The following is a 23,849-nucleotide window of genomic DNA, read 5'->3' on the forward strand; positions in this document are numbered from 1 at the left end:
CCTTGGCATATTCACCGTTTTATATCACCCCAGAAGAATTGGCGGTTTATCAAGAAGCACAAGAGCAAGAGATTCTCAAAGGGGACAATTTAACAACATGGCATAAGTATGATGTAGAAGAGCCATTTCGCTACCATTACAAGTTAACGGCTTTGCCATTTATGAGCTTCTTATTTGTAATTGTATTTTTGACACACTCAAGTGATACGCTTGTCGTGACCTTTTTTGGCCTTATCTTGTCAGTAATGATGGCCGGGATCTTTTATCTTACGATTGGCCTCGACTATCGCTATGACTATATCTTTTCTGACAAAGGCTTTGTGATGAAGAAGCGTCGCAACATGCCTAAGTGGGCGAATACCGCCACACAAGCCGTTGGCTGGATCGGTGCGGTAGTTTGCGTTTTGATGGTAGCGGTAGTTGGCCCGATGGCGTTAGCTGGATCGGGCGCTCTTATTTTATTCTCATTTGGTATGTTAAAACGCAAGCCCGATGAACCAACAGAAGTGAGAATTGGAGAGCGTGAAGATTGGTTGTTTGCCGACTACAACAAAAAGCGCAAAGTGATCCAGTTCTACTTTAAGCAGGATAAGTGTGAATATATCGATATGGAACACAACACTATTGTCCGTTCACATAGCAGATCTGATTGCTACGTATTTTTCAAAACTGAAACGGACTTAGAATCGATGGTAAATCAGTTAGCTACTGAATATAAGCTGGATTGTACAGAGGTAGATGACCACAAAAAGCTGTTTGAATCGAAGCCAGAATCAAGGCTCTTTAGTATTCCAGTTTGTAGTAGAGAATATCAAACCGAAGAGGTATTTGATTTAAGGGCGTCAAATGCCCCACTTCCTGAGCGTGAATACCTTTACAACGGCAAGTGGCAAACCGAGTCTGAAATCGAACAATCAAAATCTGAACCAACAGCAGCCAAGGTATAAACATTGGCTTATTCACCTTTTTACATCACCCCAAAAGAATTGGCGGTTTATCAAGAGGCTCAAGAGCAAAGAATCAGCTCGGTTAGCAATGTTTTACGTTGGAGTGTTGTAAACGTCGAGATGCCTTCTCGATACATTCACCTCTATTTTACTCTCGTAACCTTGTTTGTCTGTATTGCGATATTTTTTGCCTTAGCAAACTTTGACCAAAACGATGACACCATTTTCTTAGCATGTGTACTTTCATTTTGCGTGGCACTTTTTTATTTCCTAATGAGATGGGGGCTTTTAAAGCAGTACCATTATGTTTTTTCAGAAAAAGGACTTGTTGCAAAGTCTAGTAGTACCATTCCAAAATGGATGAACAATGCGAGTCAAGTAACAGGCTGGGTGGGCGCTAGCACATGTATATTAATGGTAATTCTTGTTGGTCCAATGGCTTTAGCTGGCGCTGGGGCCTTTATATTGGTTTCCTTTAAAATGCTTAAACGTCAACCAGACGAAGTAGCCGAAATTAAAGTCGGTGAGCGTGAGGATTGGCTGTTCGCCTACTACAATAAAAAGCGTAAAGTGATTCGCTTCTACCACAAGTATGACGAGTGTTCTAAATGGAACCTAGAGAAACACACCGTCTTCAGAGCTCAAACTCGTGGTGATAGCTACATATTCTTTAGGACTGTTCAAGACTTAGATGCGATGCTAGAAACCCTTTCAAACAAGTACGGTATTGAATGTATTGATTTTCCTGACCATAAAGCGTTTTTTGAAGGAAGACCTGAACCTCGAATTGAAGATATCCCTTCTCGCTGCCTTGAATTTCCAGTAGTCGATACCTTTGACCTGAGAGCTCAAAACGCCCCGCTTCCTGAATGGCAACGTATATACAACGGTAAGTGGCAAACCGAGTCTGAAATCGAACAATCAAAGTCTAAACTAACTACAGCTCTGGAGTAAGCCTTGGCATATTCACCATTTTACGTCACCCCAGAAGAGTTGGCAGTTTATCAAGAGGCACAAGAGCAAGAAATACTCGCAGGCGATAACGTCAGAACATGGCATAAGTATGATGTAGAGGAACCATTTCGCTATTACTTTAAACTTTTTGCGCTTCCATTTGTGATCGCTCCATTCCTATTAACTTTGTTTATACACACGAGTGACACGGTTGACGTAACTATTTTTTCTTTTATTTTGTCGGTGATGGTATCTGGAGCCTTTTACCTTACGATTGGCCTCGACTATCGCTATGACTATATTTTTTCTGACAAAGGCTTTGTGATGAAGAAACGTCGCAACATGCCTAAGTGGGTGAATACCGCCACGCAAGCCGTTGGCTGGATAGGTGCAGTGGTGTGTGTGGTGATGGTAGCGATGGTTGGCCCGATGGCGTTAGCAGGCGCTGGTGCTTTTATATTAGTCTCCTTTAAAATGCTTAAACGCCAACCAGATGAACCAACAGAAGTGAGGGTCGGAGAACGTGAAGACTGGCTCTTTGCTGATTACAATAAGAAAAGAAAAGTAATTAAGTTCTTTTTTAAGCATGACACATGCGAATATATTAATATAGAACATACTAAGATTTCACGCTTACACAACCGATTCCACTATTACGTATTTTTCAAAACCTTGTCTGACTTAGAGTCTATGGTCAATCAACTAGCTACAGAATATAAGCTTGACTGTACGGAAGTCGCCGACCACAAAAAGCTATTTGAAGCTAAGCCAGAGGCTAGACTGTTTGGCACGCCAGTTTGTTATAAAGAATATCAAACCGATGAGGTATTTGATTTAAGAGCTTCAAAAGCCCCGCTCCCAGAACGTGAATACCTTTACAACGGCAAGTGGCAAATGGAATCTGAGATTGAAAAATCTAAATCTGAACTAACAACAACCAAGGAGTAACCCTTGGCTTATTTACCTTTTTACATCACGCCAGAAGAATTTTCGTCCTACCAAGAAGAACAAGAGCAACAAATTCTAAAGGGGATGAATCTAACAATCTGGCACAAGCACGATATTGAAGAGCCTTTTCGATACTTATACCTATCGATTGCTATAGCCGCTGTCAGTCCATTATTTTTCCTTACCTATTTCCTACATGACAACAGCGACATGATCTTAACTTACATTTTATCGGGTCTGACTATAATCATGTCTGGTGTATCTTATCTGACATTTGGGTTGGACAATCGTTATGATTACACCTTGTCCGATCGCGGGTTAGTTATAAAAAAGCGACGTGATTTACCTAATTGGGTAAACTCAGCAACGCAGGTCATGGGCTGGGTTGGTGCTATAGTTTGTGTAGTAATGGTAGGTATTGCTGGGCCCATGGTTCTTGTCGGTGCTGGAGGGTTTATACTGGTTTCATTTCGTATGCTAAATCGTCAGCCTGACGAACCTACGGAAGTTCGAGTAGCAGAGACAGAAGATTGGCTGTTCGCCTACTACAACAAAAAGCGTAAAGTGATTCGCTTCTACCACAAGTATGACGAGTGTTCTAAATGGAGCCTAGAGAAGCATACCATCTTCAGAGCTCAAACTCGTGGTTATAGCTACATATTCTTTAGGACTGTTCAAGACCTAGATGCAATGCTAGAGACCCTTTCAAACAAATACGACATTGAATGTATTGATTTTCCAGACCATAAAGCGTTTTTTGAAGGAAGACCTGAACCTCGAATTGAAGATATCCCTTCTCGCAGCCTTGAATTTCCGGTAGCCGATACCTTTGACCTGAGAGCTAAAAACGCCCCACTTCCTGAATGGCGACGTATTTACAACGGCAAGTGGCAAACGGAATCTGAAATCGAACAATCAAAACCTGAACTAACGACAGCCAAGGAGTAACCCTTGGCTTATTTACCTTTTTACATCACGCCAGACGAGCTTTCGGCTTATCAAGAAGAACAAGAGCAAGAAATTCTAAAGGGGATGAACCTCACAACCTGGCACAAGCACGATATTGAAGAGCCTTTTCGATACTTATACCTATCGATTGCTATAGCCGCTGTCAGTCCATTATTTTTCCTTACCTATTTCCTACATGATAACAGTGACATGATCTTAACTTACATTTTATCGGGTCTGACGATTATCATGTCTGGTGTATCTTACCTGACATTTGGGTTGGACAATCGTTATGATTACATCTTGTCCGATCGCGGATTGGTTATAAAAAAGCGACGTGATTTACCGAATTGGGTCAACTCTGCGACTCAAGCCATGGGCTGGATTGGAGCAATAGTTTGTGTCGTGATGGTTGGGGTTGCTGGACCCATGGTTCTTGCCGGAGCTGGTGGGTTTATATTGGTTTCATTTGGTATGCTTAAACGTCAGCCTGATGAACCAACAGAAGTGAGAGTAGGCGAACGAGAAGATTGGCTGTTTGCGGGCTACAACAAGAAAAGGAAAGTGATCCAATTCTATTTTAAGCAGGACATATGCAGATATCGAGATACTGCTCATAAGACTATCTTTCGCTCACAAGATAGATCAGATTGTTATGTTTTCTTTAAAACTGAAGCAGATTTAGAATCCATGATCGCGCAACTGTCAAAGGTCTACAAGCTGGATTGTACAGAGGTAGATGACCACAAAAAGCTGTTTGAATCGAAGCCAGAATCAAGGCTCTTTAGTATTCCAGTTTGTAGTAGAGAATATCAAACCGAAGAGGTATTTGATTTAAGGGCGTCAAATGCCCCACTTCCTGAGCGTGAATACCTTTACAACGGCAAGTGGCAAACCGAGTCTGAAATCGAACAATCAAAGTCTAAACTAACTACAGCTCTGGAGTAACCCTTGGCATATTCACCATTTTACATCACCCCAGAAGAGTTGGCAGTTTATCAAGAGGCGCAAGAGCAAGAAATACTCGCAGGCGATAATGTCAGAACATGGCATAAGTATGATGTAGAGGAACCATTTCGCTATTACTTTAAACTTTTTGCGCTTCCATTTGTGATCGCTCCATTCCTATTAACTTTGTTTATACACACGAGTGACACGGTTGACGTAACTATTTTTTCTTTTATTTTGTCGGTGATGGTATCTGGAGCCTTTTACCTTACGATTGGCCTCGACTATCGCTATGACTATATTTTTTCTGACAAAGGCTTTGTGATGAAGAAGCGTCGCAACATGCCTAAGTGGGCGAATACCGCCACACAAGCCGTTGGCTGGATCGGTGCGGTAGTTTGCGTTTTGATGGTAGCGGTAGTTGGCCCGATGGCGTTAGCAGGCGCTGGTGCTTTTATATTAGTCTCCTTTAAAATGCTTAAACGTCAGCCTGATGAACCAACAGAAGTGAGGGTCGGAGAACGTGAAGACTGGCTCTTTGCTGATTACAATAAGAAAAGGAAAGTAATTAAGTTCTTTTTTAAGTATGACAGGTGCGAATACCAAGATACTGCTCAGGAGATTACTTTTCGCTCACAGGGACGATTTTATTGTTACATTTTCTTTAAAAATGAAGTGGAATTAGAATCCATGGTCACGCAACTGTCAGAGGCCTACAAACTGGATTGTAAAGAGGTCAATGATCATAAAAAGCTGTTTGAAGCGAAGCCTGAACCTAGACTTTTTACGACTCCCGCTTATTATCGTGAATACCCTACCAATGAAGTGTTTGATTTAAGGGATGCGAAAGCGCCACTCCCAGAGTGTAAGTATCTTTACAACGGCAAGTGGCAAACCGAGTCTGAAATCGAACAATCAAAATCTGAACTAACGGCAGCCAAGGTATAAACCTTGGCTTGTTTACCTTTTTACATCCCCCCATGAAAAGCTTTAGGTTTACTCTGATGTACAAAAAGAAAAATTGGTTCAAATAACGAATTTTTAACTCGAGGATAGGATAGTAAGCCCGAACCTTTCTATCCTCAACTAAACACCCATTTTGCACTGAGTAAATAGTTACTCACCATGCCTGCCAATATGCCTAAGATCAAAGCCAAATAGACCATCACCCCTTGCGTTCCTAGCGCGAGCGTTACGCCTTTGAACACAATAAAGTTAGGCAAAGCACTGATACAGGCACTCGCCATAAATTTTTGCCATTGAGCGAAAGGGTTGGTTTTTTCTGCTTGAGAGAAAGTCAGCCAGCGATTGCCAAGCCAAGTCGTGGTTGCTGCAAACAAAAATGCTATCCCACGAGCCAGCATCAGCTCCAGACCAAACCAATGGAACAACACAGAAAAGATAAGGGTGTCGACCATAAAGCCGACACCACCTACCAGAGCAAACCTTGTTAACGAAGCAAACCTATCTAAGGAAGCAAACTTTGGTAATTTGCGCATTCCGTTATCCAACCACACAGGTGTAGAGTGAGCGTTTCGATTTGGCTGTGAACTCATTGGTACAACTCAACGCATTTTCATGAATCATGCTATCCACTTGCTGCGATTTACCAATCAGGTGGAATTTCTTCAGATTGTTTAAGTCATTCTTATCTTCAAGCTTTTTCGCCTGACCATAACTATAGAACTGGCCTGAAAACGGGCGCTTACCAATATAAAAGACCGGAGCGTTGTCATTGATTTGTGCGAAGATGATGCGGTCGCTGCGACTGTCTGCTTTGCCCATATTCAAAACCAACATCGCAATCATAAGCAGGGCTGGCAACACCGCTGCCGTTCCGGTCAGCCATTTGAAATCGTGTTTATCCACCAGCATTGCAATCAAGATACCCAATGCAGGCACACCCGGTAGTACGTAAGCAGGCAAAATATTCCCAGCCATGGTGAACAAGATCATTGGTGAAATCAGCCAACACATTAGGAAGCTAAACAGACCTTGATGATCCGTTTCAATGGCTTTGAGCACCTTACGACGTTTCCACGCCAAGATAGGCAATACAATTGACCAAGGCGCAGCCGACTGCAGCCAGAATACCCAGATCATCCCACGTGGTTGATCATGAGCAGAGCCATACAGATCCCCTTCCCAACCGCTGACAACAAAACGCTTAAAGTGCTCGCCGACAATAAAGTAATCAATAAATCCAGGTGTCGCCATTTCAGCCATGATGTACCAAGGCAGAGCAATCGCTAGCATGAGCGCCAACCCCGATACAATTGGAAAACGCTGCCACAAGGCTTTGAAGGCACCAAAGAAACCGTGCTGAATCACGAGCCAAGGAAACACTGCAATGCCCATGATCACGATCGCCACTGGACCTTTCGCTAACAGCCCGCAAGCCAAGCCAAAGAAACCGAGGTAACCCCACAATCGGCTGTGTTTTTCTTTGCCAAGCCAGCAGTAGTAAAAGCCGACCATCGCCATGGTCATTGCCAACGTCAGTGCCATGTCTGTCATCACCGCACCCGCCGCAATTGAAAAGATGCCACACGTCGCCAGTACCAACGCTGCGATGACTGCATTAAAGCCTGCGCGATGCGCCATGAAAGCAACAAAAACAATCGTCGCAACCCCCGCCAACCAATGAGGCGCGCGCACTGCAAATTCATTCAATCCAAACAGCTCAATGCCATAAGCACTCATCCACGTGAATAGGGGTGGCTTCCCCCAAAAAGGCACGCCGTAATCAAACTGTGGGGTAAGCCAATTGCCAGTTTCCACCATTAAGCGCGCCATTTCGCCGTAGCGGGCTTCTGTGGTGTCCATCAAAGGGTAAGCGGCAAGTGAAATAAGACGGAGTAAAAGAGCAAACGCCAACAACAACCACAGATGGGTTTTATTAATACTCATGATTACGCGGTTTCTCCCAGTTTAAACTTCATGGTTTGGATGGGTTGATGTTTTGCAGGCTGCTCGTAAACAGACTGAACAAGATAAAGAGGACGTTGCTTGGTCTCGACAAAAATGCGGCCAATGTATTCACCCAAAAGGCCAATCGACAGCAGTTGCACACCGCCCAAGGCAAGTTGGACGACCATCATGGATGGGTAGCCAGTGACAGGCTCACCAAACACAACAGTTTTCATCATGATGAATGCGCCATAGATAAAGGCACTGAACGCCACTAACGCACCGGCAAGTGTCGCTAAGCGCAAAGGACGAATGGAAAACGAGGTAATGCCGTCCATTGCAAGGCCAATCAGCTTGAGGTAGTTCCATTTGGTTTCACCACAAAAACGAGCGTCACGCTCAAACTGAACCGTCACTTGCTTGAAACCCGGCCAAGAGAAAATGCCTTTCATGTATCGGTTACGTTCTGGCAGCGCATTGATGTGTTTGACCACTTTTGCGCTCAGTAAACGGAAGTCGCCCACATTCTCTGGCACCTCCAATTTCGCCATGCTGTTAAGCACTTTGTAAAAGCAAGCGGCCGAGAAGCGTTTGAACCAAGTTTCGCCGTGGCGTTCACTGCGCTGCATGTTCACCATGTCATACCCTTCACGCCATTTTGATACCATTTGCGGGATTAACTCCGGTGGGTCTTGCAAGTCGGCATCAATCACAATCACCGCTTCACCTTGGCAGTGTTCCAGACCCGCACTCATGGCGGACTCTTTGCCGAAGTTACGGCTTAGTGCAATACAACGAACGTCGCTAGAAGATTGAGAAAAGTTTTGCGCGATCATTAGGCTCTCGTCTTTGCTGCCGTCGTCCACATAAACGATTTCACAGCGTTCTGGCATTTCATCCAAAACGGCGGCTAAACGACGATGAAATTCAGGTAAGACTTCTTGCTCGTTAAAGAATGGCACCACAACAGACAAAACTGTTTTAGGCTCAGTGTGTTGGCTCACCTTTGAAAAGGTTGCAGCGTGAATGTTGAAGGTTGACATGCTACTCTTCCACTAAATCCGATGAATGAATCCAGTCTACAAACATCAACGTGAAAGAGATGTTATTGACATCTTTTTCACGTCCTTAGTGAATAATGTTCGGTTAAGACGAAGTCTTATTTTCGAACACCTGCCCACTTGGAGAGAAATACATGAAACGCGTACTTTTAGTCGAAGATAATCGAGAAATTGCAGGCATGCTGTTCGATTATTTTGAGTGTGCAGGTATGGAACTCGATTATGCAGACAACGGCGAACTCGGCCTGAAACTAGCGATGGAAAACACCTTCGACATCATCTTGCTCGATCTCATGCTGCCACGCATGGATGGCCTGACCATGTGTAATAAACTTCGCGACGCGGGCAACAACACACCGGTACTTATGCTGACGGCGCTCGATAGCCGTGACGATATGCTCAAAGGCTTCCAACACGGTGCGGATGACTATCTGACCAAACCTTTCGATCTGGATATTCTTGAAGCGCGCATGATGGCACTGATCCGCCGTTACCGTGGCACTGTCGCATCGAGCAAGTTGGAATACGGTGAAGTGTCTATCGACCAAAAAACGCGTAAAGCTTACCGCCAAGATAAACTGTTGGCGCTAAACCCCACCACTTACACCATTCTGGAAATGCTTGTGAAAAGCGCGCCAGACGTAGTAACACGTGAAGAAATCGCCTTCCAACTATGGCAAGAGAACGAGCCGAACAACGACGTTCTGCGCAGCCACATTTACCAACTTCGCAACCAACTTGATAAGCCATTTGAACAACATGTGCTGATCACCGTGCCGAAAGTTGGCTTCCGCTTGGAGACAGTTGCATGATCAATCGCTTACTTGCTAGCACGCAAAGCACACAAAGTATGACAGGGCGACTCGCTCTGTTTTTCTCTTTTGTGTCGGTCGTGATTGGCATCTTCTGCTTTTTGTTGATTACCGGCTCCCTGCTTTGGTCTGAAGACCGTGTCGGCGAGCGTCGTATTATGGTCGACAAAAAAGAAGCGATTGAACATTTCCAGTCCCACCCAGAGCAAGGCAGTATTCAGCTTGACCTGCTCACTACCGCATACAACGACATATCATTGGTTGCCGAGCGCTACCAAAAATACCTAATAGGTCAAAAGCACTTTCTTGATGAAGTAGAAGACGGTGAATACTCGCGCATGGTTTACATGAGCACCTACACCTATAAAGGCGTTGAGCATCCTGTGATTCTGGTTTCCTTGATTGATGAAATCGAGATCACCTCAGAGGAATTCATTCTCGTCGTCGCTATGGTGTTATCGATTGTCGCCGTGCTGGTGTTCCTGTTTGGTAGTCTGTTGCTGCGCCTATCACAACGCTTGATTGAACCCGTCAATGCACTTAAAACCCAACTCGATCACCACCAAGGCGATGCCACACAGACTTTTAGTGTGCCAGAGGGTTCAGCCAAAGAGTTCCAAACTCTTGCGGATGAGCTGAATGAGTACCGCCACAAAATCAACCAAGTCATCAAGCGTGAGCAAGCCTTTGCACGATACGCGAGCCATGAACTGCGTACACCGTTAACGGTGATGAAAGGCTCAAGCAGCTTACTGGCGAGAAGTGCGAACACGGATTTCCAAACCCGCCAAGTGAACCGAATTCAAGATGCAACACAGCAGATGTCGACCATGGTGGATGCCCTACTCGGCTTAGTACGTTACGAGCGTAATGCAGATGATTCACCAGTGCGCAGCATCACCGAGGAAGAGCTCAACCAAATCATCTTCCAAAGCCAAGCTCAGGCGGATGAGAAAGCACTCAGCTTTGATGTCCAGATCGACGGCAACCCAAGAACGCGCGCAACCAATGCCGTGTTGACCATTATTCTTGGCAACCTGATTCGCAACGGCATCGCCGCGACACCATCGGGATCAATTCATATCAGCATGGATGAAAACACCATCTCGGTGCGCGATGAAGGTGAAGGATTTTCGACCATTCCGCACTCAGATGGGCACGGATTAGGTTTGATGATTGTGGACGATTTGTGCCAACGCTATGGCTGGCAATTTAAGATTGGTACACATCCAGAAGGTGGTTGTGAGGCAGTAATTGATCTTGCGTCAGAGCATCAGGAATAACCGAAATGGTTGTACTGAAACACAGACTTTTTATCTGGGTTTAATGGCGTTACACTACGCGCCCTTTTTAACGGCAAGGTCGCGTGGTTGGACACGTCAGCAGTCACATGAAACTCTCTGAAAGCCCGATAACTCAACACAACTTCAACGGTCATACGTTTTTTCTTAAGCGTGATGACATGCTGCATTCTCACTTTTCAGGGAACAAAGCACGTAAGTTTATGGCGTTGATGGAAACGCAGAACAGCGACATCAAAACCCTCATCAGTTACGGCTCTGCTCAATCCAACGCGATGTATTCGCTAGCAGCTCTCGCCCAGATTAAAGGTTGGGCATTTGAGTTTTATGTTCATCACATTCCATCTTGGCTAAAAAGCTCCCCCATCGGAAACTATCGCGGCGCTCTCGATTTGGGTATGAAAATCACCGCCATGCGAGACATCGGTAGCGAACTCCACCCTAGTGAATACATCCACCAGGTACGAAGATTAGATGAATCGACATTGCTTATTCCAGAAGGTGGACGTTCCCACCTCGCTGAAGCTGGCATCAAACAGTTAGCACGAGAAATTCTTGATTGGACGCGATTGAGAGGTAAAGAGCAGTTTGCGGTCGCCCTGCCATCAGGCACTGGCACGACGTCTTTATATCTTCATAAACATTTATGTCCACACGGCATTGAAGTGCTAACTTGCCCTTGCGTAGGCGATGCAGATTACTTAACTGAGCAGTTCAACCAGCTCGGTGAAAATAGCCACCCAACCATTTTAACCATCCGCAACAAACACCATTTTGGTCGCTTGTACGAAGAAGATTACATCACATGGAAAGCACTCTTTGAGCAAACCGACCTCGAATTTGACCTGTTATACGACCCGTATATGTGGCAATGCCTAACACCTTGGTTCGAAGAGAACACAGATAAAACGGTGATTTACATTCACCAAGGCGGGTTACTTGGCAACGAGTCGATGTTGCCAAGATATCAACGAGAATTTGAATAGCGTGTTCAAATAAAGTTGTTGCTGATTACAGCGATTCCACTATTTGATGAGCGCCAGAATTTCTTTGAATTCAGGTGCTCGGCAATCTTCGACCATTTCATACAAACACATTTCTAGCCCAGTGAGCACCACACCGTTAGCGGTTAACTTCGCAAGAGCGAGCGCCTTATTGGCAGCGGTTCGGGAAGATACACAATCCGTGACTAATTCAACGCGATAACCGGACTGACGCAGAGAAACCGCGGTTTGATAGACGCAAATGTGGGATTCAATACCGCAAACCAACCAGGTATCCACTTTTACGTTCTCCACCGCGACGTTAAACGTCGCCTCTTTGCAGCCATCAAACGTGTACTTGGTAATAGGTAAATGCGTGCTTTCAAGCACTTCACGAATCGGCTCCGCGGTTGGGCCCAACCTTTCTGGATTCTGTTCTAGCCACAGAATAGGCAAATTTAGTGCTTTGGCACCCTTTACCAGTTTCGTGATATTTTCAATCAGTGAGTCGCTTTCATGCATTAATGTAGCGAGTTTGCCCTGAACATCTACCACAATCAGGCCCGTGTTTCCTTTCGATAACATTTCCACCTCCTATCTTGTGCGACCACAAACCATACTCAACAAGTTGAGCAACAGTTAATGTATCAGAATCCTTTCATATTAGAGCACTAAAACCTAGAAAGATGACCTTCGCTCACACATTTGCTCTTAGTTAAGAGTGGTTTGAACTGACTATTTAAATTTCTCTCGAATTAGCTCAATCAAGGCTTTGACTTTATTGGGCAGAAATAAGGCCGAGGGATAAATCAGAGTAAGATGCTGCTTCGGATGCGCGAATTGAGGCAGCACCTCGACCAACAAACCGTCTCTCAGTGCAGGCTTGGAGTGAATTTGAGGAATAAACGCGATGCCGTTTCCTGCTATCGCCATCGAGCGCAGCAAGTTGAGGTCATCCGAACGCAACGCGACATGCAAATCTGAATCGAGCAAATCGGCATTGTAACGATTAGTTAAAAGGCGATGTTGCTTAAGATCTTCAACCATTTTTACTGGCGGATGCGATTCTAGATAGGCTTTTGACGCAACAAAGTGACTACGATAAGGCAAAAGACTGAACTGCACATAGCTGTCATCGGTGACTTTGACTACGCTCGGAAGAAGCTGCAAATCAAACGATTGACGCTTGAGATCGACACTCTCTTGATGGTTTTCAATCTCGACCGAAATCTCCGGATACCGCGTTGTGTACTCGGTGATGATCGCGTTAAACGCGGCAGAGCTCATCAATGCGGAAGGAATGGCTAAACGCACCTTGCCCGTCAGCTCTTGTTGATATTCATGCATGGCATTTAAACCTTGCTGAATATGGTCAATAGGCTGCCCCACCAACTCAAACAAGCGTTTCCCGTGCTCCGTCAACTCAATGCTGCGTGTTGTGCGGATCAAAAGCTGTACCCCGAGCGATTTCTCTAATTCTTGCAGGCGACGACTCACTTTTGAGCGTTGTAGTTGATTCGCCTCTGCCGCTGCACTTATACCGCCGTGAACCACCGTCTGAGTGAATAGGTAAATATCATCAAAATTAACGTTCATTGTCCTATTTTTAGGTCATTTATGTTCGTATTATCATTCTACTGAATTGTGAGTAACTTCTCTATAATCCGCTATCCAATATGTTTAACGGAACTTGTAATGACGGCTGACCAAAAATTCAAACACTGGATGCGAACTTTGATTGTCCTGTTCATCGTACTATTTTTGTACATTATCATTGCTGACCGCCACGCCCCCTTAACGACCGAAGGACGAGTGCAAGGATACGTTGTCCAAGTCGCACCCGAGGTATCTGGTAAAGTGACCGACGTTCTCATCGAGAATAACCAGTCCGTTCAAAAAGGCGATGTGTTGTTTACGATTGATGATCGTAAATACAAGATAGCACTTGAACAGGCGGAGCTGTCTCTGCAATCCGCTTATGAAAAAGAAGCAACACTGTATTCTCAACGCGAAGCCGCTCTTGCCAATATTGCCCGCGCACGAGCGACATTTGATAATGCACACCGCGAGTACAACCGCTTACTGACACTATCGAAGCAGAAAGTCATCTCTCAATCGACACTCGATAATGCCTTTGCCCAAAATCAGGTATCACGTGCAGCGCTTAAAGCGGAACGACAAAACTTAAAAGTCATTGAGGCGCAATTAGGCGATCAAAAAGGTCAAAGCACCGCCGTTCGAATTGCCAAAAATGGCATCGAAAAGGCGCAACTTGATTTGGCAAATACCGCGGTACTCGCTCCCAGTGATGGTGTCGTGACCAACCTGCAACTAGAAGTTGGCACGATGGCAAACACCAACATGCCATTGCTGACATTTGTACCAACAGGATCACTCTGGGTAGCCGCTGATTTTCGTGAAAAATCCGTCGCGAACATAGACAAGACTTTCCACGCCTTGGTCACATTTGATGCCAACCCAGGTTCGGTGTACGACTTTGATTTAGCTAGCCGCGATTACGGTGTAGCAGCCGCACAACAAACGCCTAATGGCGCACTAACCAAAGTGGAAGTGAACAACCGCTGGGTACGTGATGCGCAGCGTACACGAGTGAACCTAACCAGCAGCGAAGAGTTACCACCAGCACTGTTTGTCGGCTCTCGCGCTACCATTGTTTTGTACCCAGACAACAGCATTTTCTGGCAGTTGATGGCGCAAGCACAGATTCACCTCGCAAGCTGGTTCCACTTCATTTACTAGGCGGCGACAATGAAAACCTTACGAATTTGGTTCGGCTGCTCTTTAGGGCTCGCGCTAAGCATGATCTTCGGTTGGTCTTACGGATTTTTTGCCATCATGATGCCGCTGTTTATATTGGGCAGAATGGACAACTTTAATCTTTCGGCTTTATTGATCGTGTTTTTCTCTGCGGTGTGGACAACCATACAAGCCACATTTTTGCTGGAATACTTGCAGTTTCATCCAACATTAATGACCGTAGCCGTCGGAATCATGATGCTGTTCAAGTGCATTGCAATGATGAACCAGAAAACCTATTTGTTTGGTTACATGGGGCTGTTGGTGGGTTCAATTGTGTTGAATTTTGCCAGCTATAACTTCATGGATATTGAAGAGTTCAACGTCAACATGTGGGTGATGGCGTTCAGCAATATTTTTGTTTGCACATTCGCGTATTGGTTGTTCCCGGAGCCAAAGTCCCCCACCGAGCACATTGAGATGTCGACCCCAGTGAAAAGCGATATTGACTACATCAGCCAAGTTGCCATGGGTTGGGTAGTGGCGATGGCGGCGTTTATCGTATTCCAAGTAGCGGACTTATATGACTCGTTATCCGCACAAGCTTCCATTTTGATCATCCTAACCCCAATGACTTTAGCAGGCTCGCTCGCCATGGCAAAAATTCGCATCATCGGCACCGCACTAGGCTGCATCGCAGGGATGGCTGTTCAGCTGATATTGGGCAGTTGGTATGGGCATGGGCTACTCTTTTGGCTCGCCTTTACCATTGCAATGGGGCCATTCTGCTTGTGGCTCACAAAGGGGCAAATTAAAGCGGCTATCGCGTTTTCTGCCATGTCTGCCCTATCGGTTCCGCTGACGACTTCATTGGTGCCAGAACAAAAAGACGCGTTCTTTTCGATCTTGTACCGGTTCAGCTCGATTTTCGTTGCTGTTCTGCTCGCCGCGATGGTGATGTGGGTGGTGCATCACTGGATTCGTGTGATATTGCTAAAGCATCCTGAGATGAAGAACGTGGAGTTGAATTAAATCTGGCCGAGGCTGGAAACGGGAAATGTATGTCGCTCACTTTACTGTGAGCGGCATTTTTATTTAAAACGGTCACCCTGAACATTGAGGAACGAGCGTGGTTCAGGATCTACTCACCGAGTGCTGTAAAGTTCTAAGGTTATCGCCATTTTCCAGTGAGTTGTTAGTAGATTCCTAGTCTCGTCTAGACTCGCTGGAATGACCCTACCTTAGAGCTGCTCTAATACCTGAGGGATGGCGAGCAATGTATCTTCCAACATCCGTCATCCTGAACAGCGAGGGACGAGCGTGATTCAGGATCTACCCACCGAGAGCTTTGAAGTGCGAAAGTTATCGCTATTTCCTAGCGAGCTGTAATCCGATTCCTATTCTCGTCTAGACTCGCTGGAATGACCCTCTCTTGGAGCAGATCCAATACCTAGGGTTGTGGCGAGCAATGTATCTTCCAACATCCGTCATCCTGAACAACGAGGGACGAGCGTGATTCAGGATCTACCCACCGAGTGCTTTGAAGTGCGAAAGTTATCGTCATTTCCTAGCGAGCAGTAACCCGATTCCTAGTCTCACTTAAACTCGCTGGAATGACGTTATCTTGAAACTGCTCTAATACCTAGGTGTGTAGCGAGCAATATATCTTCCAACATCCGTCATCCTGAACAGCGAGGGACGAGCGTGATTCAGGATCTACCCACCGAGTGCTTTGAAGTGCGGAAGTTATCGCTATTTCCTAGCGAGCAGTAAACCGATTCCTAGTCTCATTTAAACTCGCTAGAATGACCCTAATTTTAGTTCATGGTGCGGAGCCTAAGTATTAATATCAACCCACCAACTCTTTACGAATGATCTCCGCACCCGCACTTAACGCATTGAGCTTAGCGGTCGATACTTCACGAGACAAAGGCGCCATACCGCAGTTGGTACATGGGTAAAGCTTGTCGGCATCAACGTACTTCAACGCCTCTCGCAGTGTGTTCGCCACTTCTTCTGGTGTTTCAATTTCGTTGGTAGCAACGTCAATCGCACCAACCATCACTTTCTTACCACGAATCAACTCAAGTAACTCAATAGGCACTCGTGAGTTATGACACTCAAGCGAGATAATATCGATATTTGACTGCTGCAATTTAGGGAATACTTCTTCGTATTGTCGCCATTCAGTGCCTAGCGTTTGCTTCCAATCTGTGTTCGCTTTGATGCCGTAGCCATAGCAGATGTGCACTGCAGTTTCACATTTCAGCCCTTCAATCGCACGCTCTAAACACGCAATGCCCCACTCGTTCACATCATCGAAGAACACATTGAACGCAGGTTCATCGAATTGAATAATGTCGACACCCGCCGCTTCAAGCTCTTTCGCTTCTTGGTTGAGGATCTTCGCAAATTCCCAAGCCAGCTTTTCACGGCTACCGTAATGATCATCATGAAGCGTATCGATCATCGTCATAGGGCCTGGCAGTGCCCACTTGATAGGTTGCTTAGTTTGCTGACGCAAGAACTTGGCATCTTCAACAAACACGGGCTTTGTGCGGCTTACTGGGCCAACCACAGTCGGAACACTTGCTTCATAACGGTTGCGAATGGTCACCGTTTTACGGTTTTCAAAATCTACGCCGCTTAAATGCTCAATAAAGGTCGTCACAAAATGTTGCCGAGTTTGCTCTCCATCACTGACGATATCAACGCCTGCCAATTCTTGCTCTTGCAAAGCGACGCGTAGCGCATCGCGTTTGCCATCAATCAGTTCTTCACCTTGCAGTTTCCACGGTGACCAAAGTTTTTCTGGTTCGGCCAGCCAAGAAGGTTTCGGTAAGCTGCCAGCCGTTGAAGTCGGTAATAGTGTTTTCATCGTCATTCCTTTCTAGATTCTCGTTATCGATTACGCGTAGCTTGCAGACCATTGTTCAAGCACAGATTGATAGGGTTTGATGAAATGCTCCTCGGCAAATTTCCCTTGTTCAACTGCCAGTTGGCTGCGCTCTTCTCGGTCGTAAACGATTTGAGTTAGCGAGTGGTCTAGGTTTTTTAGGTTTGGCTGGTAGCAATTACCGGCAACCGCGTTGGCATTGTAAATCTCAGGTCGGTAAATCTTCTGGAATGTCTCCATCGTGCTAATCGTGCTGATAAGCTCTAGGTTTGAATAATCGTTCAACAAGTCACCGAAGAAGTAGAATGCCAATGGTGCAACAGTGTTTGGTGGCATGAAGTAGCGCACCTGTAAGCCCATCTTCTTGAAGTACTGCTCCGTCAACGAAGATTCGTTCGGCTGATATTCAAAGCCCAAAACAGGATGTTGATTTTCGGTGCGTCGGTATACCTTGTTGTCCGATACGCTCAGACAAATCACTGGCAGCTTTTTGAAATGCTGTTTATAAGACTCAGAATTAACGAAAGCTTTGAACAGTTTGCCATGCAAATCACCGAAGTTCGCTGGGATGCTGAACTGTGGCTGGTTTTTGTTGTGGTCCAACAGCAAAACGCTAAAGTCGTAATCACGCACGTATGAAGAGAAGTTGTTGCCCACAATGCCTTCGATGCGCTCGTTAGTGTTGTGATCAACAATGTTAGTTTTGAGCACTTCAATCGATGGGAATGCTTCTCCACTACCTTGGATATCCATATCAACAGAGATGATTTCAAGTTCAACTGAGTAGCGGTCACCTTGCGCGTTATCCCAATATGCCAACGCATTAAAACGATTGTCGATCATTCGGAGTGCATTGCGCAGATTCTCTCGGCGGTAGTTTCCGCGAGCCAGATTAGCAAAATTGGTAGTGATTCGCGTGTTGTCTGATGGTTGGTAATTCTCATCAAAGCGAATGCTTTTGATAGCAAATGTGAAATCGTTATTCATCGTGAGTTGGTATCCTATTTCCTTAGATAAAGCAGACTTTTCCTAACTCTGTGCATGGGGACATTTTTTGTTTTTTGGTTTTCCCAATCGTTAGGTTGCACAGCACTTACGACGAACGGTTCGTATAAAAATGACCGTCGCAGTGCCTAACACCAGAGCAGTCCTTTTTTTATACTTGCTTCACGAGTTGAGTAATATTGGTATTGTTTCACATTGAACATGAAGGAAATTCATGATTTGAGGAAAAAGCCTGTCTCGTGCGTGTTACACATGCAGTCGATAAAGACTTCCATTGCAGGCGTAACACACTTTCCGGCATTGCAGCCACACTGCGGTTTGATCATTTGCGGTGCGTTGGTAAACTCAAGCTCTTGCAGGCTGCCCTCTTGTAGTTCTTTTTCAACAGTGAAGCGAGGCAGAAAAGAGATACCGATATTACTCTCTACACAGTTTTTGATAGTGTTAATACTGCTCAGCTCAATCATGTTATCGATGCTGATGTTTCGCTTTTGGATGATGCTCTCAAAAGTCTTACGGAAAAGGCACTTAGGACCATTGCTGATGAATCCCAAATCAATGTGTTGCTCCCCTTTCTGTAGATCCAACCCTGTTAAAAGCGGCGAAGCAACAAGGACCAACGGCTCTTGTTCAAACTCATGCACCTTGAGTGCATCATCATTACCGACACGATAAAACACACCCAAATCGGCTTTATCAGCAATCAATTCATCACGAATCTTATAGCAGTTTTGTGATTGCAGTGAGAGCCTTACTTTCGGCGCTCGTATTCTGAATTCCTTCAAAACATTGGCCATTTTATAAGCGAGCTGAGTTTCTGCGATTAAAACCTTCAACTCCCCTGTCGGCTCAGAACTCTCTTGTTGTGCCGTGCCTTCAATGTTTTCCATCACTCGTGCGAGCTCATAAACGTACGGAAGGATCTTTTCTCCTGCCTGAGTCAGCACCATTTTTCGGCCGATCTTTTCGAACAACTGCAATGAGAGATCTTGCTCTAACTATTTGATCTTAAAGGTAACTGTCGACTGAGTGCAATAAAGCTTTTGCGATGCTTTAAGAAACGAACCTTCCTCAACAATGGTTTTAAACGTAATGAAACGTTTTAGATTCATGACCAAACTCCTAACTTAATAGTTCAAAAAGTTAAAACTCTTAGTTTAAATGCATTCAATTTTTTAATTGATTAACGCGAAGTATAGTGCACAAAAAACAGGAGAGATAGAGATGAGTGCCATCTACACCGCATTTTTCACCTACGTCATCATTACTTCGATCACGCCGGGTCCCAACAACATTTTGTCGCTCAGTGTTGCAACACAGCACGGGCTAAAGCGATCTACCAACGTCATTTCTGAGATGTTCTGCGGCTATATTGTTTTGATGCTGCTGTGTGGCGTTTTCACTTACCACATGGTCAGCCTGCTTCCTGTGATTACACCTTGGCTCACATGGGTGGGTGCGGCTTACATCATTTGGTTAGCTTGGGGAATCGCGACAAGTGATATCAAAACTACATCAGAAGATTCTGAGGGCATCACTTTCTTGACGGGCTTTGGTTTGCAGTTCGTAAACGTGAAAATCATTCTATACGGCGTAACATCCATATCGACATTCGTGTTGCCTTACACACAAAACATCTACTGGATCTTGGCCACCAGCCTAGTGCTCGCGTTTATTGCTCTAGCCAGCAACTTGATCTGGGCAATTGCAGGCAAACTTCTTCAATCGCAATTCCAGAAATATGGCAAAGCGATCAATATGACCTTAGCGGCGACGCTACTTTACTGCGCGGTACAGTTGTTTGTTTGAGGCTGAGGTTGAGGAGATGAGACGCAGTGATTTCCGCGTCTCGAATTTGTAGATGGAGAAATGGTTGGCTTTGAGTATGCTAACTCAAAGTTGGACAGAAGCTTGTTGAACTTTCTGCTCTATTTTGGCTGACGGTGATTAGGAGAAGTATGGATAGATCCATAAATATAGTTTTTTAAGATATCAAAAATCCACCAAGATGCGCGGTCACTTGACAGTCATTCAATTTATGAGCGCTAAAATACTGAGCAGACGAAATGTTGCTGAAATGAGATTTCCAAATAAGTCGAACTGCCCTGTGGGAGTTAACTGCTCTTGTATGCTTTACGTTTGTTTGAATCACAAAGCCTTTCTGCTACCCAAACGACTAAGTAAATAACTGAAAGGCGTCTCCGACGGTAGCTATATTACCTTCAAAACAAAAGGAAGATCTTAAACATCTCCTCCCGTGCTCTACTGAATAGCTTTTGCATGTGGATCTGTCGTTAATTTTTTACCTTTCAGCAAGCCAAGCTCGTGTAAAAAAGACCCTGCACATTTATGTACTTTCGCCTTTTCGAGACTCATACAAACAAACCGTCAAAAGAACTACTGCCTTTTATTCGGCAGTGCTCGTTTTGTGTGCCTCAATATATATGGTTTCAAGGATAACTTATCAATAGTTGCTATTTACCAGCTGAAGACGACAGCATCCAAAAATAGCTTTAATTCCGCTTAGTTACTACACCAAGATCAAACGCCCATGGGCTAATAGCGCGCACCTAACCAGGAATGATCACACTAGTGATCTCGTTATCAGTAAATGCCTCTTCACCAATGACAGTCACCGAATCTGGAAAGGTTATGCTAGTAAGCTTGTTTCCATCAAATGCCCTCCTCCCAATGGTAAATACTGAGTCAGGTAGAGTTACTCTGGTGAGCTCATTATGGCTAAGTGCCAACTCCCGAATAGTAGTCAACGTGTTTGGAAGGGTTACGTTAGTGAGCTTATTTCCATAAAGTGCCCCCTTCCCAAGAGTAGTCACGGAGTCAGGAACAACGATATCTCTTCTTGCTCCACAGTAGGAAACAACGACCTTTTTGTTCTCAGTTCCATCATCATTACGAGCAAAAATAAAGCCATCTGATGGTATATTGTTTAATGTGGGTAACGCGTTACCATTGAACCCTCCAGCACCGATGGTGGATAACGAATCTGGGAGGGTCACACTATTAAGTTGGTTAAAACTAAACACATTTAACGCTGGTAAGCTTGTTATCGCTAAACGCCCCTTTGCCAATGGCTACCACGGAATCTGGAATGGTCAGGTTGGTGAGCTCATTGTCCTTAAATGCCTCATCTTCAATTGTGGCAACCGAATCCGGTATGGTTACATTAGTGAGTTGGTGACCAACAAACGCGCCTTCACCAATAATGGTCACCGAGCTTGAAATTATGACATCGGTCTCTCTACCGGTATACTCTGCAAGTATTGATTTGTTCTGCGAGCCATCTAATTTTTTAGCATAGACTAACCCTTCCGTTGCATGCTCACAGCCTGTTAGAAGGGCTAGACTAAGCAAGATGCCAAAGATTTGGTCAGTTAGCCTATTGAGTTTTATTCTTGATAATGACATTGCTACTCGCGGGTTTATAATTAGACCGTTATCGGTCTTTCTATGCAAACGCATAAAATGTTCACAGAAATTTAGCTCTACTCAGAGATAAAAGGATGATAACAATACTTTTAATGGATTATCACTCCCAAAAAGATGCTTAGATAGTTTCTCTAACAAAAGAGGCAACTTTGACAAGCCAAACAAGCATATAAAACGCTTAAATCGTGTTGAATTTCATTCTATCGGATAACTTTTTGCAGGGTATTTGATCTAATGAGTATAGGAGCAATAGTTTCCTGTAATAAAGAAAACTGTTGCCTATTTGATCATCCATATTCAAGATGAATATTCATAAGAAGACTAGAGATGGGCAATTTCTGCGGCTATCAAAGTCGAGCTAAAGTCGCGGAAGCGAACAAAAGCTCAGACCAAGCGGAAGTTACGCTCCTCACCCAATTCAATATTATAGGGATGTTCGCACGCAAGCGCCTGAAGGAGCGTAACAGCTGGTAAAACTAATGTATTTCAAGCGATGAGATTGGCTTTAGATTAATCATTATCTACTCCAGTCTGGCTGGAGTAGTTCATGTCAAAAATCGCCTTCGAATAAGTCAAATTAACTTAAATTCAACGCATAGAATCCATCAAACATTCACAGATATATTATCTCAAAGGAATAAGAAAATGCGCTATATTCGTCTAATTATAATCGCATTGAGTGTAGCGATTTTTTCTGTCCAAGCTTTTGACGGAGCTAGGTTTGCTCACAAAGATTGGTATTTGGCATGTGACAATACTGGCACTTGCCGAGCAGCGGGGTACGCGCCAGCTGGTCTTGGCTATGGTATGGCAATGATGTTTAGACGTGAAGCTGGACCTGCAACCCAGATCACGGCAAAGCTTTTTCTGCAGCTACATGATGAGCAGGCGTTGCCAGCAAGTGTGACTTTGTTGATTGACAACCAAGACCTCGGCCCAATCTACACAGATAAAACGAGTCAGCTGAGCGCCATGCAAGTACAGGCATTATTGGCGGTGGTTACTACTAACGCGGTAATTGAAGTAGGCGCTGGAAAGCAGCGCTGGCGCATTTCGAACAATGGCGCCAGCGCTGTGTTTCGCAAAATGGATGAGTATCAAGGGCGTAGCAACACACCATTTGCTGTGGTTGCCAAAGGTAAACAATCTGAGAACGAAGTACCACCCGCTAAAGTACCACCAAGTTTGACTGTGCAAGCACCGCTATCAAACGCTGTTACCCTTGAAATCGGTTCGTCAGCTTATAATGAGGTGTTACAGTTGCTGACCACTAATGTGCCAGCATCTGAGTTGGATTTCGAACTCCAGAGCGCATCACTTGAAACTGCAGAGCTGGGTCAGGGTAAACGATTTATTGGTGCTTGTTGGCTTATGGCTTACAACGCGCTTTGCAACCATTGGTTAGCGGATAAAAATGGCCCCAATCAGTTGGTTGCATTGGACAGTGATGGTTTTTATATAGATGGTATGGCGCGCCAAGACCGCAAGGGACGAGGATATGGCGATTGCTGGGAAAGTCAGGCATGGGTGTTTGATGGGCAATCTATGGTACCCACTTTGATATCCAGCACGGGTCCATGCCGAGGTATTGCCGGCGGTATTGACCCTATGCCGACCTACATCACTGATGTAACTTTTCCTTCTAAGCAATAATTTTGTAAATGAGGTGAGTTTAAATGTCGATCTTGGTGGCGGCTTGCTAAGTTGTTCGCATCAATAAGCGGTGGAGTATAAAAAAGGATTACTTTCAGTAGGGTAAGTACATGCGGCCTCTGTTTTATAGGGTTAAGATTCTAAGCGATTTGGGGGCATTTTCAAGCTAGAAAATACCACGTGTTAAAATTCAGATCGTGATATTTCTGGACAAATGTATGGTACGCCCCGTTTTGCAAGTGAAAAATCCAAATAACGGCGTTGGTTTGCGCTAATGTA

At 44.8% G+C, this 23,849-nt stretch carries 24 protein-coding genes and 1 pseudogene; 13 read left to right on the plus strand and 12 right to left on the minus strand.

Annotation, left to right across the window (positions count from 1 at the left end):
• Window positions 1–2: 2 nt before the first annotated feature.
• Genes R7F67_RS14990 through R7F67_RS15015 form a run of 6 tightly spaced genes read left to right on the plus strand, consistent with a single transcriptional unit; the run spans window position 3 to window position 5,693 of the window.
• Window positions 3–947, plus strand: a complete 945-nt coding sequence (locus R7F67_RS14990; protein WP_017634698.1) for a hypothetical protein — start codon at window positions 3–5, stop codon at window positions 945–947.
• A gap of 3 nt (window positions 948–950) precedes the next feature.
• Window positions 951–1,901, plus strand: coding sequence for a hypothetical protein (locus tag R7F67_RS14995; RefSeq protein WP_054577052.1), 951 nt, complete (start codon window positions 951–953; stop codon window positions 1,899–1,901).
• 3 nt (window positions 1,902–1,904) lie between these two features.
• Window positions 1,905–2,849 (plus strand): hypothetical protein, encoded by a 945-nt coding sequence (locus tag R7F67_RS15000; RefSeq protein ID WP_017634700.1) that lies wholly within the window; start codon window positions 1,905–1,907, stop codon window positions 2,847–2,849.
• Window positions 2,850–2,852: 3 nt separating this feature from the next.
• Entirely contained in the window at window positions 2,853–3,797 is a 945-nt protein-coding gene (locus R7F67_RS15005; RefSeq protein WP_017634701.1) for a hypothetical protein, read from the plus strand.
• 3 nt (window positions 3,798–3,800) lie between these two features.
• Window positions 3,801–4,745 (plus strand): hypothetical protein, encoded by a 945-nt coding sequence (locus R7F67_RS15010; RefSeq protein ID WP_017634702.1) that lies wholly within the window; start codon window positions 3,801–3,803, stop codon window positions 4,743–4,745.
• 3 nt (window positions 4,746–4,748) lie between these two features.
• On the plus strand, window positions 4,749–5,693 hold the full coding sequence (locus R7F67_RS15015; protein ID WP_318057252.1) for a hypothetical protein: 945 nt from the start codon (window positions 4,749–4,751) through the stop codon (window positions 5,691–5,693).
• Between the two features lie 134 nt (window positions 5,694–5,827).
• Here R7F67_RS15015 and R7F67_RS15020 read toward each other — a convergent pair whose 3' ends face one another.
• Genes R7F67_RS15020 through R7F67_RS15030 form a run of 3 tightly spaced genes read right to left on the minus strand, consistent with a single transcriptional unit; the run spans window position 5,828 to window position 8,698 of the window.
• Window positions 5,828–6,244: a GtrA family protein gene (locus R7F67_RS15020; RefSeq protein ID WP_318057253.1), complete on the minus strand. Its 417-nt coding sequence runs from the start codon at window positions 6,242–6,244 to the stop codon at window positions 5,828–5,830.
• A 4-nt stretch (window positions 6,245–6,248) separates the two neighbouring features.
• The gene (locus tag R7F67_RS15025; RefSeq protein ID WP_318057254.1) at window positions 6,249–7,655 is read right to left on the minus strand and encodes a glycosyltransferase family 39 protein; all 1,407 of its coding nucleotides are present in this window, start codon (window positions 7,653–7,655) and stop codon (window positions 6,249–6,251) included.
• A 2-nt stretch (window positions 7,656–7,657) separates the two neighbouring features.
• The gene (locus R7F67_RS15030; protein WP_318057255.1) at window positions 7,658–8,698 is read right to left on the minus strand and encodes a glycosyltransferase family 2 protein; all 1,041 of its coding nucleotides are present in this window, start codon (window positions 8,696–8,698) and stop codon (window positions 7,658–7,660) included.
• A 152-nt stretch (window positions 8,699–8,850) separates the two neighbouring features.
• On the opposite strand from R7F67_RS15030, the gene R7F67_RS15035 reads away from it, so the two are divergent.
• The 3 genes from R7F67_RS15035 to R7F67_RS15045 all read left to right on the plus strand — a co-directional run bounded on the left by R7F67_RS15035 (window position 8,851) and on the right by R7F67_RS15045 (window position 11,815).
• Complete coding sequence (locus R7F67_RS15035) at window positions 8,851–9,528, plus strand: response regulator transcription factor (protein ID WP_020197905.1); 678 nt, start codon at window positions 8,851–8,853, stop codon at window positions 9,526–9,528.
• Window positions 9,525–10,811, plus strand: coding sequence for a sensor histidine kinase (locus tag R7F67_RS15040; protein ID WP_258494395.1), 1,287 nt, complete (start codon window positions 9,525–9,527; stop codon window positions 10,809–10,811). Before R7F67_RS15035 ends, R7F67_RS15040 begins: the two co-directional genes overlap by 4 nt.
• A gap of 107 nt (window positions 10,812–10,918) precedes the next feature.
• Window positions 10,919–11,815: a 1-aminocyclopropane-1-carboxylate deaminase/D-cysteine desulfhydrase gene (locus R7F67_RS15045; RefSeq protein ID WP_104975472.1), complete on the plus strand. Its 897-nt coding sequence runs from the start codon at window positions 10,919–10,921 to the stop codon at window positions 11,813–11,815.
• Between the two features lie 39 nt (window positions 11,816–11,854).
• On the opposite strand, the gene R7F67_RS15050 is transcribed toward R7F67_RS15045, so the two are convergent.
• Window positions 11,855–12,397, minus strand: coding sequence for an isochorismatase family protein (locus R7F67_RS15050; RefSeq protein ID WP_054577054.1), 543 nt, complete (start codon window positions 12,395–12,397; stop codon window positions 11,855–11,857).
• 150 nt (window positions 12,398–12,547) lie between these two features.
• Window positions 12,548–13,408: a LysR family transcriptional regulator gene (locus tag R7F67_RS15055; RefSeq protein ID WP_054577055.1), complete on the minus strand. Its 861-nt coding sequence runs from the start codon at window positions 13,406–13,408 to the stop codon at window positions 12,548–12,550.
• Between the two features lie 99 nt (window positions 13,409–13,507).
• On the opposite strand from R7F67_RS15055, the gene R7F67_RS15060 reads away from it, so the two are divergent.
• The gene (locus R7F67_RS15060) at window positions 13,508–14,572 is read left to right on the plus strand and encodes an HlyD family secretion protein (protein WP_017820498.1); all 1,065 of its coding nucleotides are present in this window, start codon (window positions 13,508–13,510) and stop codon (window positions 14,570–14,572) included.
• Window positions 14,573–14,581: 9 nt separating this feature from the next.
• Window positions 14,582–15,601: a DUF2955 domain-containing protein gene (locus R7F67_RS15065; protein WP_318057256.1), complete on the plus strand. Its 1,020-nt coding sequence runs from the start codon at window positions 14,582–14,584 to the stop codon at window positions 15,599–15,601.
• Between the two features lie 817 nt (window positions 15,602–16,418).
• On the opposite strand, the gene R7F67_RS15070 is transcribed toward R7F67_RS15065, so the two are convergent.
• The 4 genes from R7F67_RS15070 to R7F67_RS15085 form a co-directional block, all read right to left on the minus strand.
• Window positions 16,419–17,447 carry a methionine synthase gene (locus R7F67_RS15070; RefSeq protein WP_258476095.1) on the minus strand — a complete coding sequence of 343 codons (1,029 nt, stop codon included), beginning with the start codon at window positions 17,445–17,447 and terminating at the stop codon, window positions 16,419–16,421.
• A 30-nt stretch (window positions 17,448–17,477) separates the two neighbouring features.
• A complete protein-coding gene (locus R7F67_RS15075) occupies window positions 17,478–18,452 on the minus strand; it encodes a DUF1852 domain-containing protein (RefSeq protein WP_064368617.1) in 975 nt (324 codons plus the stop codon).
• A gap of 230 nt (window positions 18,453–18,682) precedes the next feature.
• Window positions 18,683–19,450: a LysR family transcriptional regulator gene (locus tag R7F67_RS15080; protein WP_230850631.1), complete on the minus strand. Its 768-nt coding sequence runs from the start codon at window positions 19,448–19,450 to the stop codon at window positions 18,683–18,685.
• Between the two features lie 18 nt (window positions 19,451–19,468).
• Window positions 19,469–19,582 (minus strand): LysR family transcriptional regulator, encoded by a 114-nt coding sequence (locus R7F67_RS15085; protein WP_017636061.1) that lies wholly within the window; start codon window positions 19,580–19,582, stop codon window positions 19,469–19,471.
• A gap of 112 nt (window positions 19,583–19,694) precedes the next feature.
• Between R7F67_RS15085 and eamB the strand changes: the two genes are divergently transcribed.
• Window positions 19,695–20,279, plus strand: coding sequence for a cysteine/O-acetylserine transporter (gene eamB, locus R7F67_RS15090; RefSeq protein ID WP_017636062.1), 585 nt, complete (start codon window positions 19,695–19,697; stop codon window positions 20,277–20,279).
• A gap of 222 nt (window positions 20,280–20,501) precedes the next feature.
• On the opposite strand, the pseudogene R7F67_RS15095 reads toward eamB, so the two are convergent.
• The 3 genes and pseudogenes from R7F67_RS15095 to R7F67_RS15110 form a co-directional block, all read right to left on the minus strand.
• Window positions 20,502–20,816, minus strand: a pseudogene (locus R7F67_RS15095) (thiamine biosynthesis protein ThiJ); the annotation flags it as partial.
• Window positions 20,817–21,040: 224 nt separating this feature from the next.
• Complete coding sequence (locus tag R7F67_RS15105; protein ID WP_318057257.1) at window positions 21,041–21,559, minus strand: leucine-rich repeat domain-containing protein; 519 nt, start codon at window positions 21,557–21,559, stop codon at window positions 21,041–21,043.
• Complete coding sequence (locus tag R7F67_RS15110) at window positions 21,507–21,896, minus strand: leucine-rich repeat domain-containing protein (RefSeq protein ID WP_157632409.1); 390 nt, start codon at window positions 21,894–21,896, stop codon at window positions 21,507–21,509. The genes R7F67_RS15105 and R7F67_RS15110 overlap by 53 nt, the downstream gene beginning before the upstream one ends.
• A 666-nt stretch (window positions 21,897–22,562) precedes the next feature.
• Between R7F67_RS15110 and R7F67_RS15115 the strand changes: the two genes are divergently transcribed.
• Window positions 22,563–23,570: a DUF1176 domain-containing protein gene (locus R7F67_RS15115; RefSeq protein ID WP_017636065.1), complete on the plus strand. Its 1,008-nt coding sequence runs from the start codon at window positions 22,563–22,565 to the stop codon at window positions 23,568–23,570.
• Window positions 23,571–23,849 lie beyond the last annotated feature (279 nt).

It is taken from the genome of Vibrio sp. YT-17, from assembly GCF_033337375.1.
Classification (GTDB): Bacteria; Pseudomonadota; Gammaproteobacteria; order Enterobacterales; family Vibrionaceae; genus Vibrio; species Vibrio alginolyticus.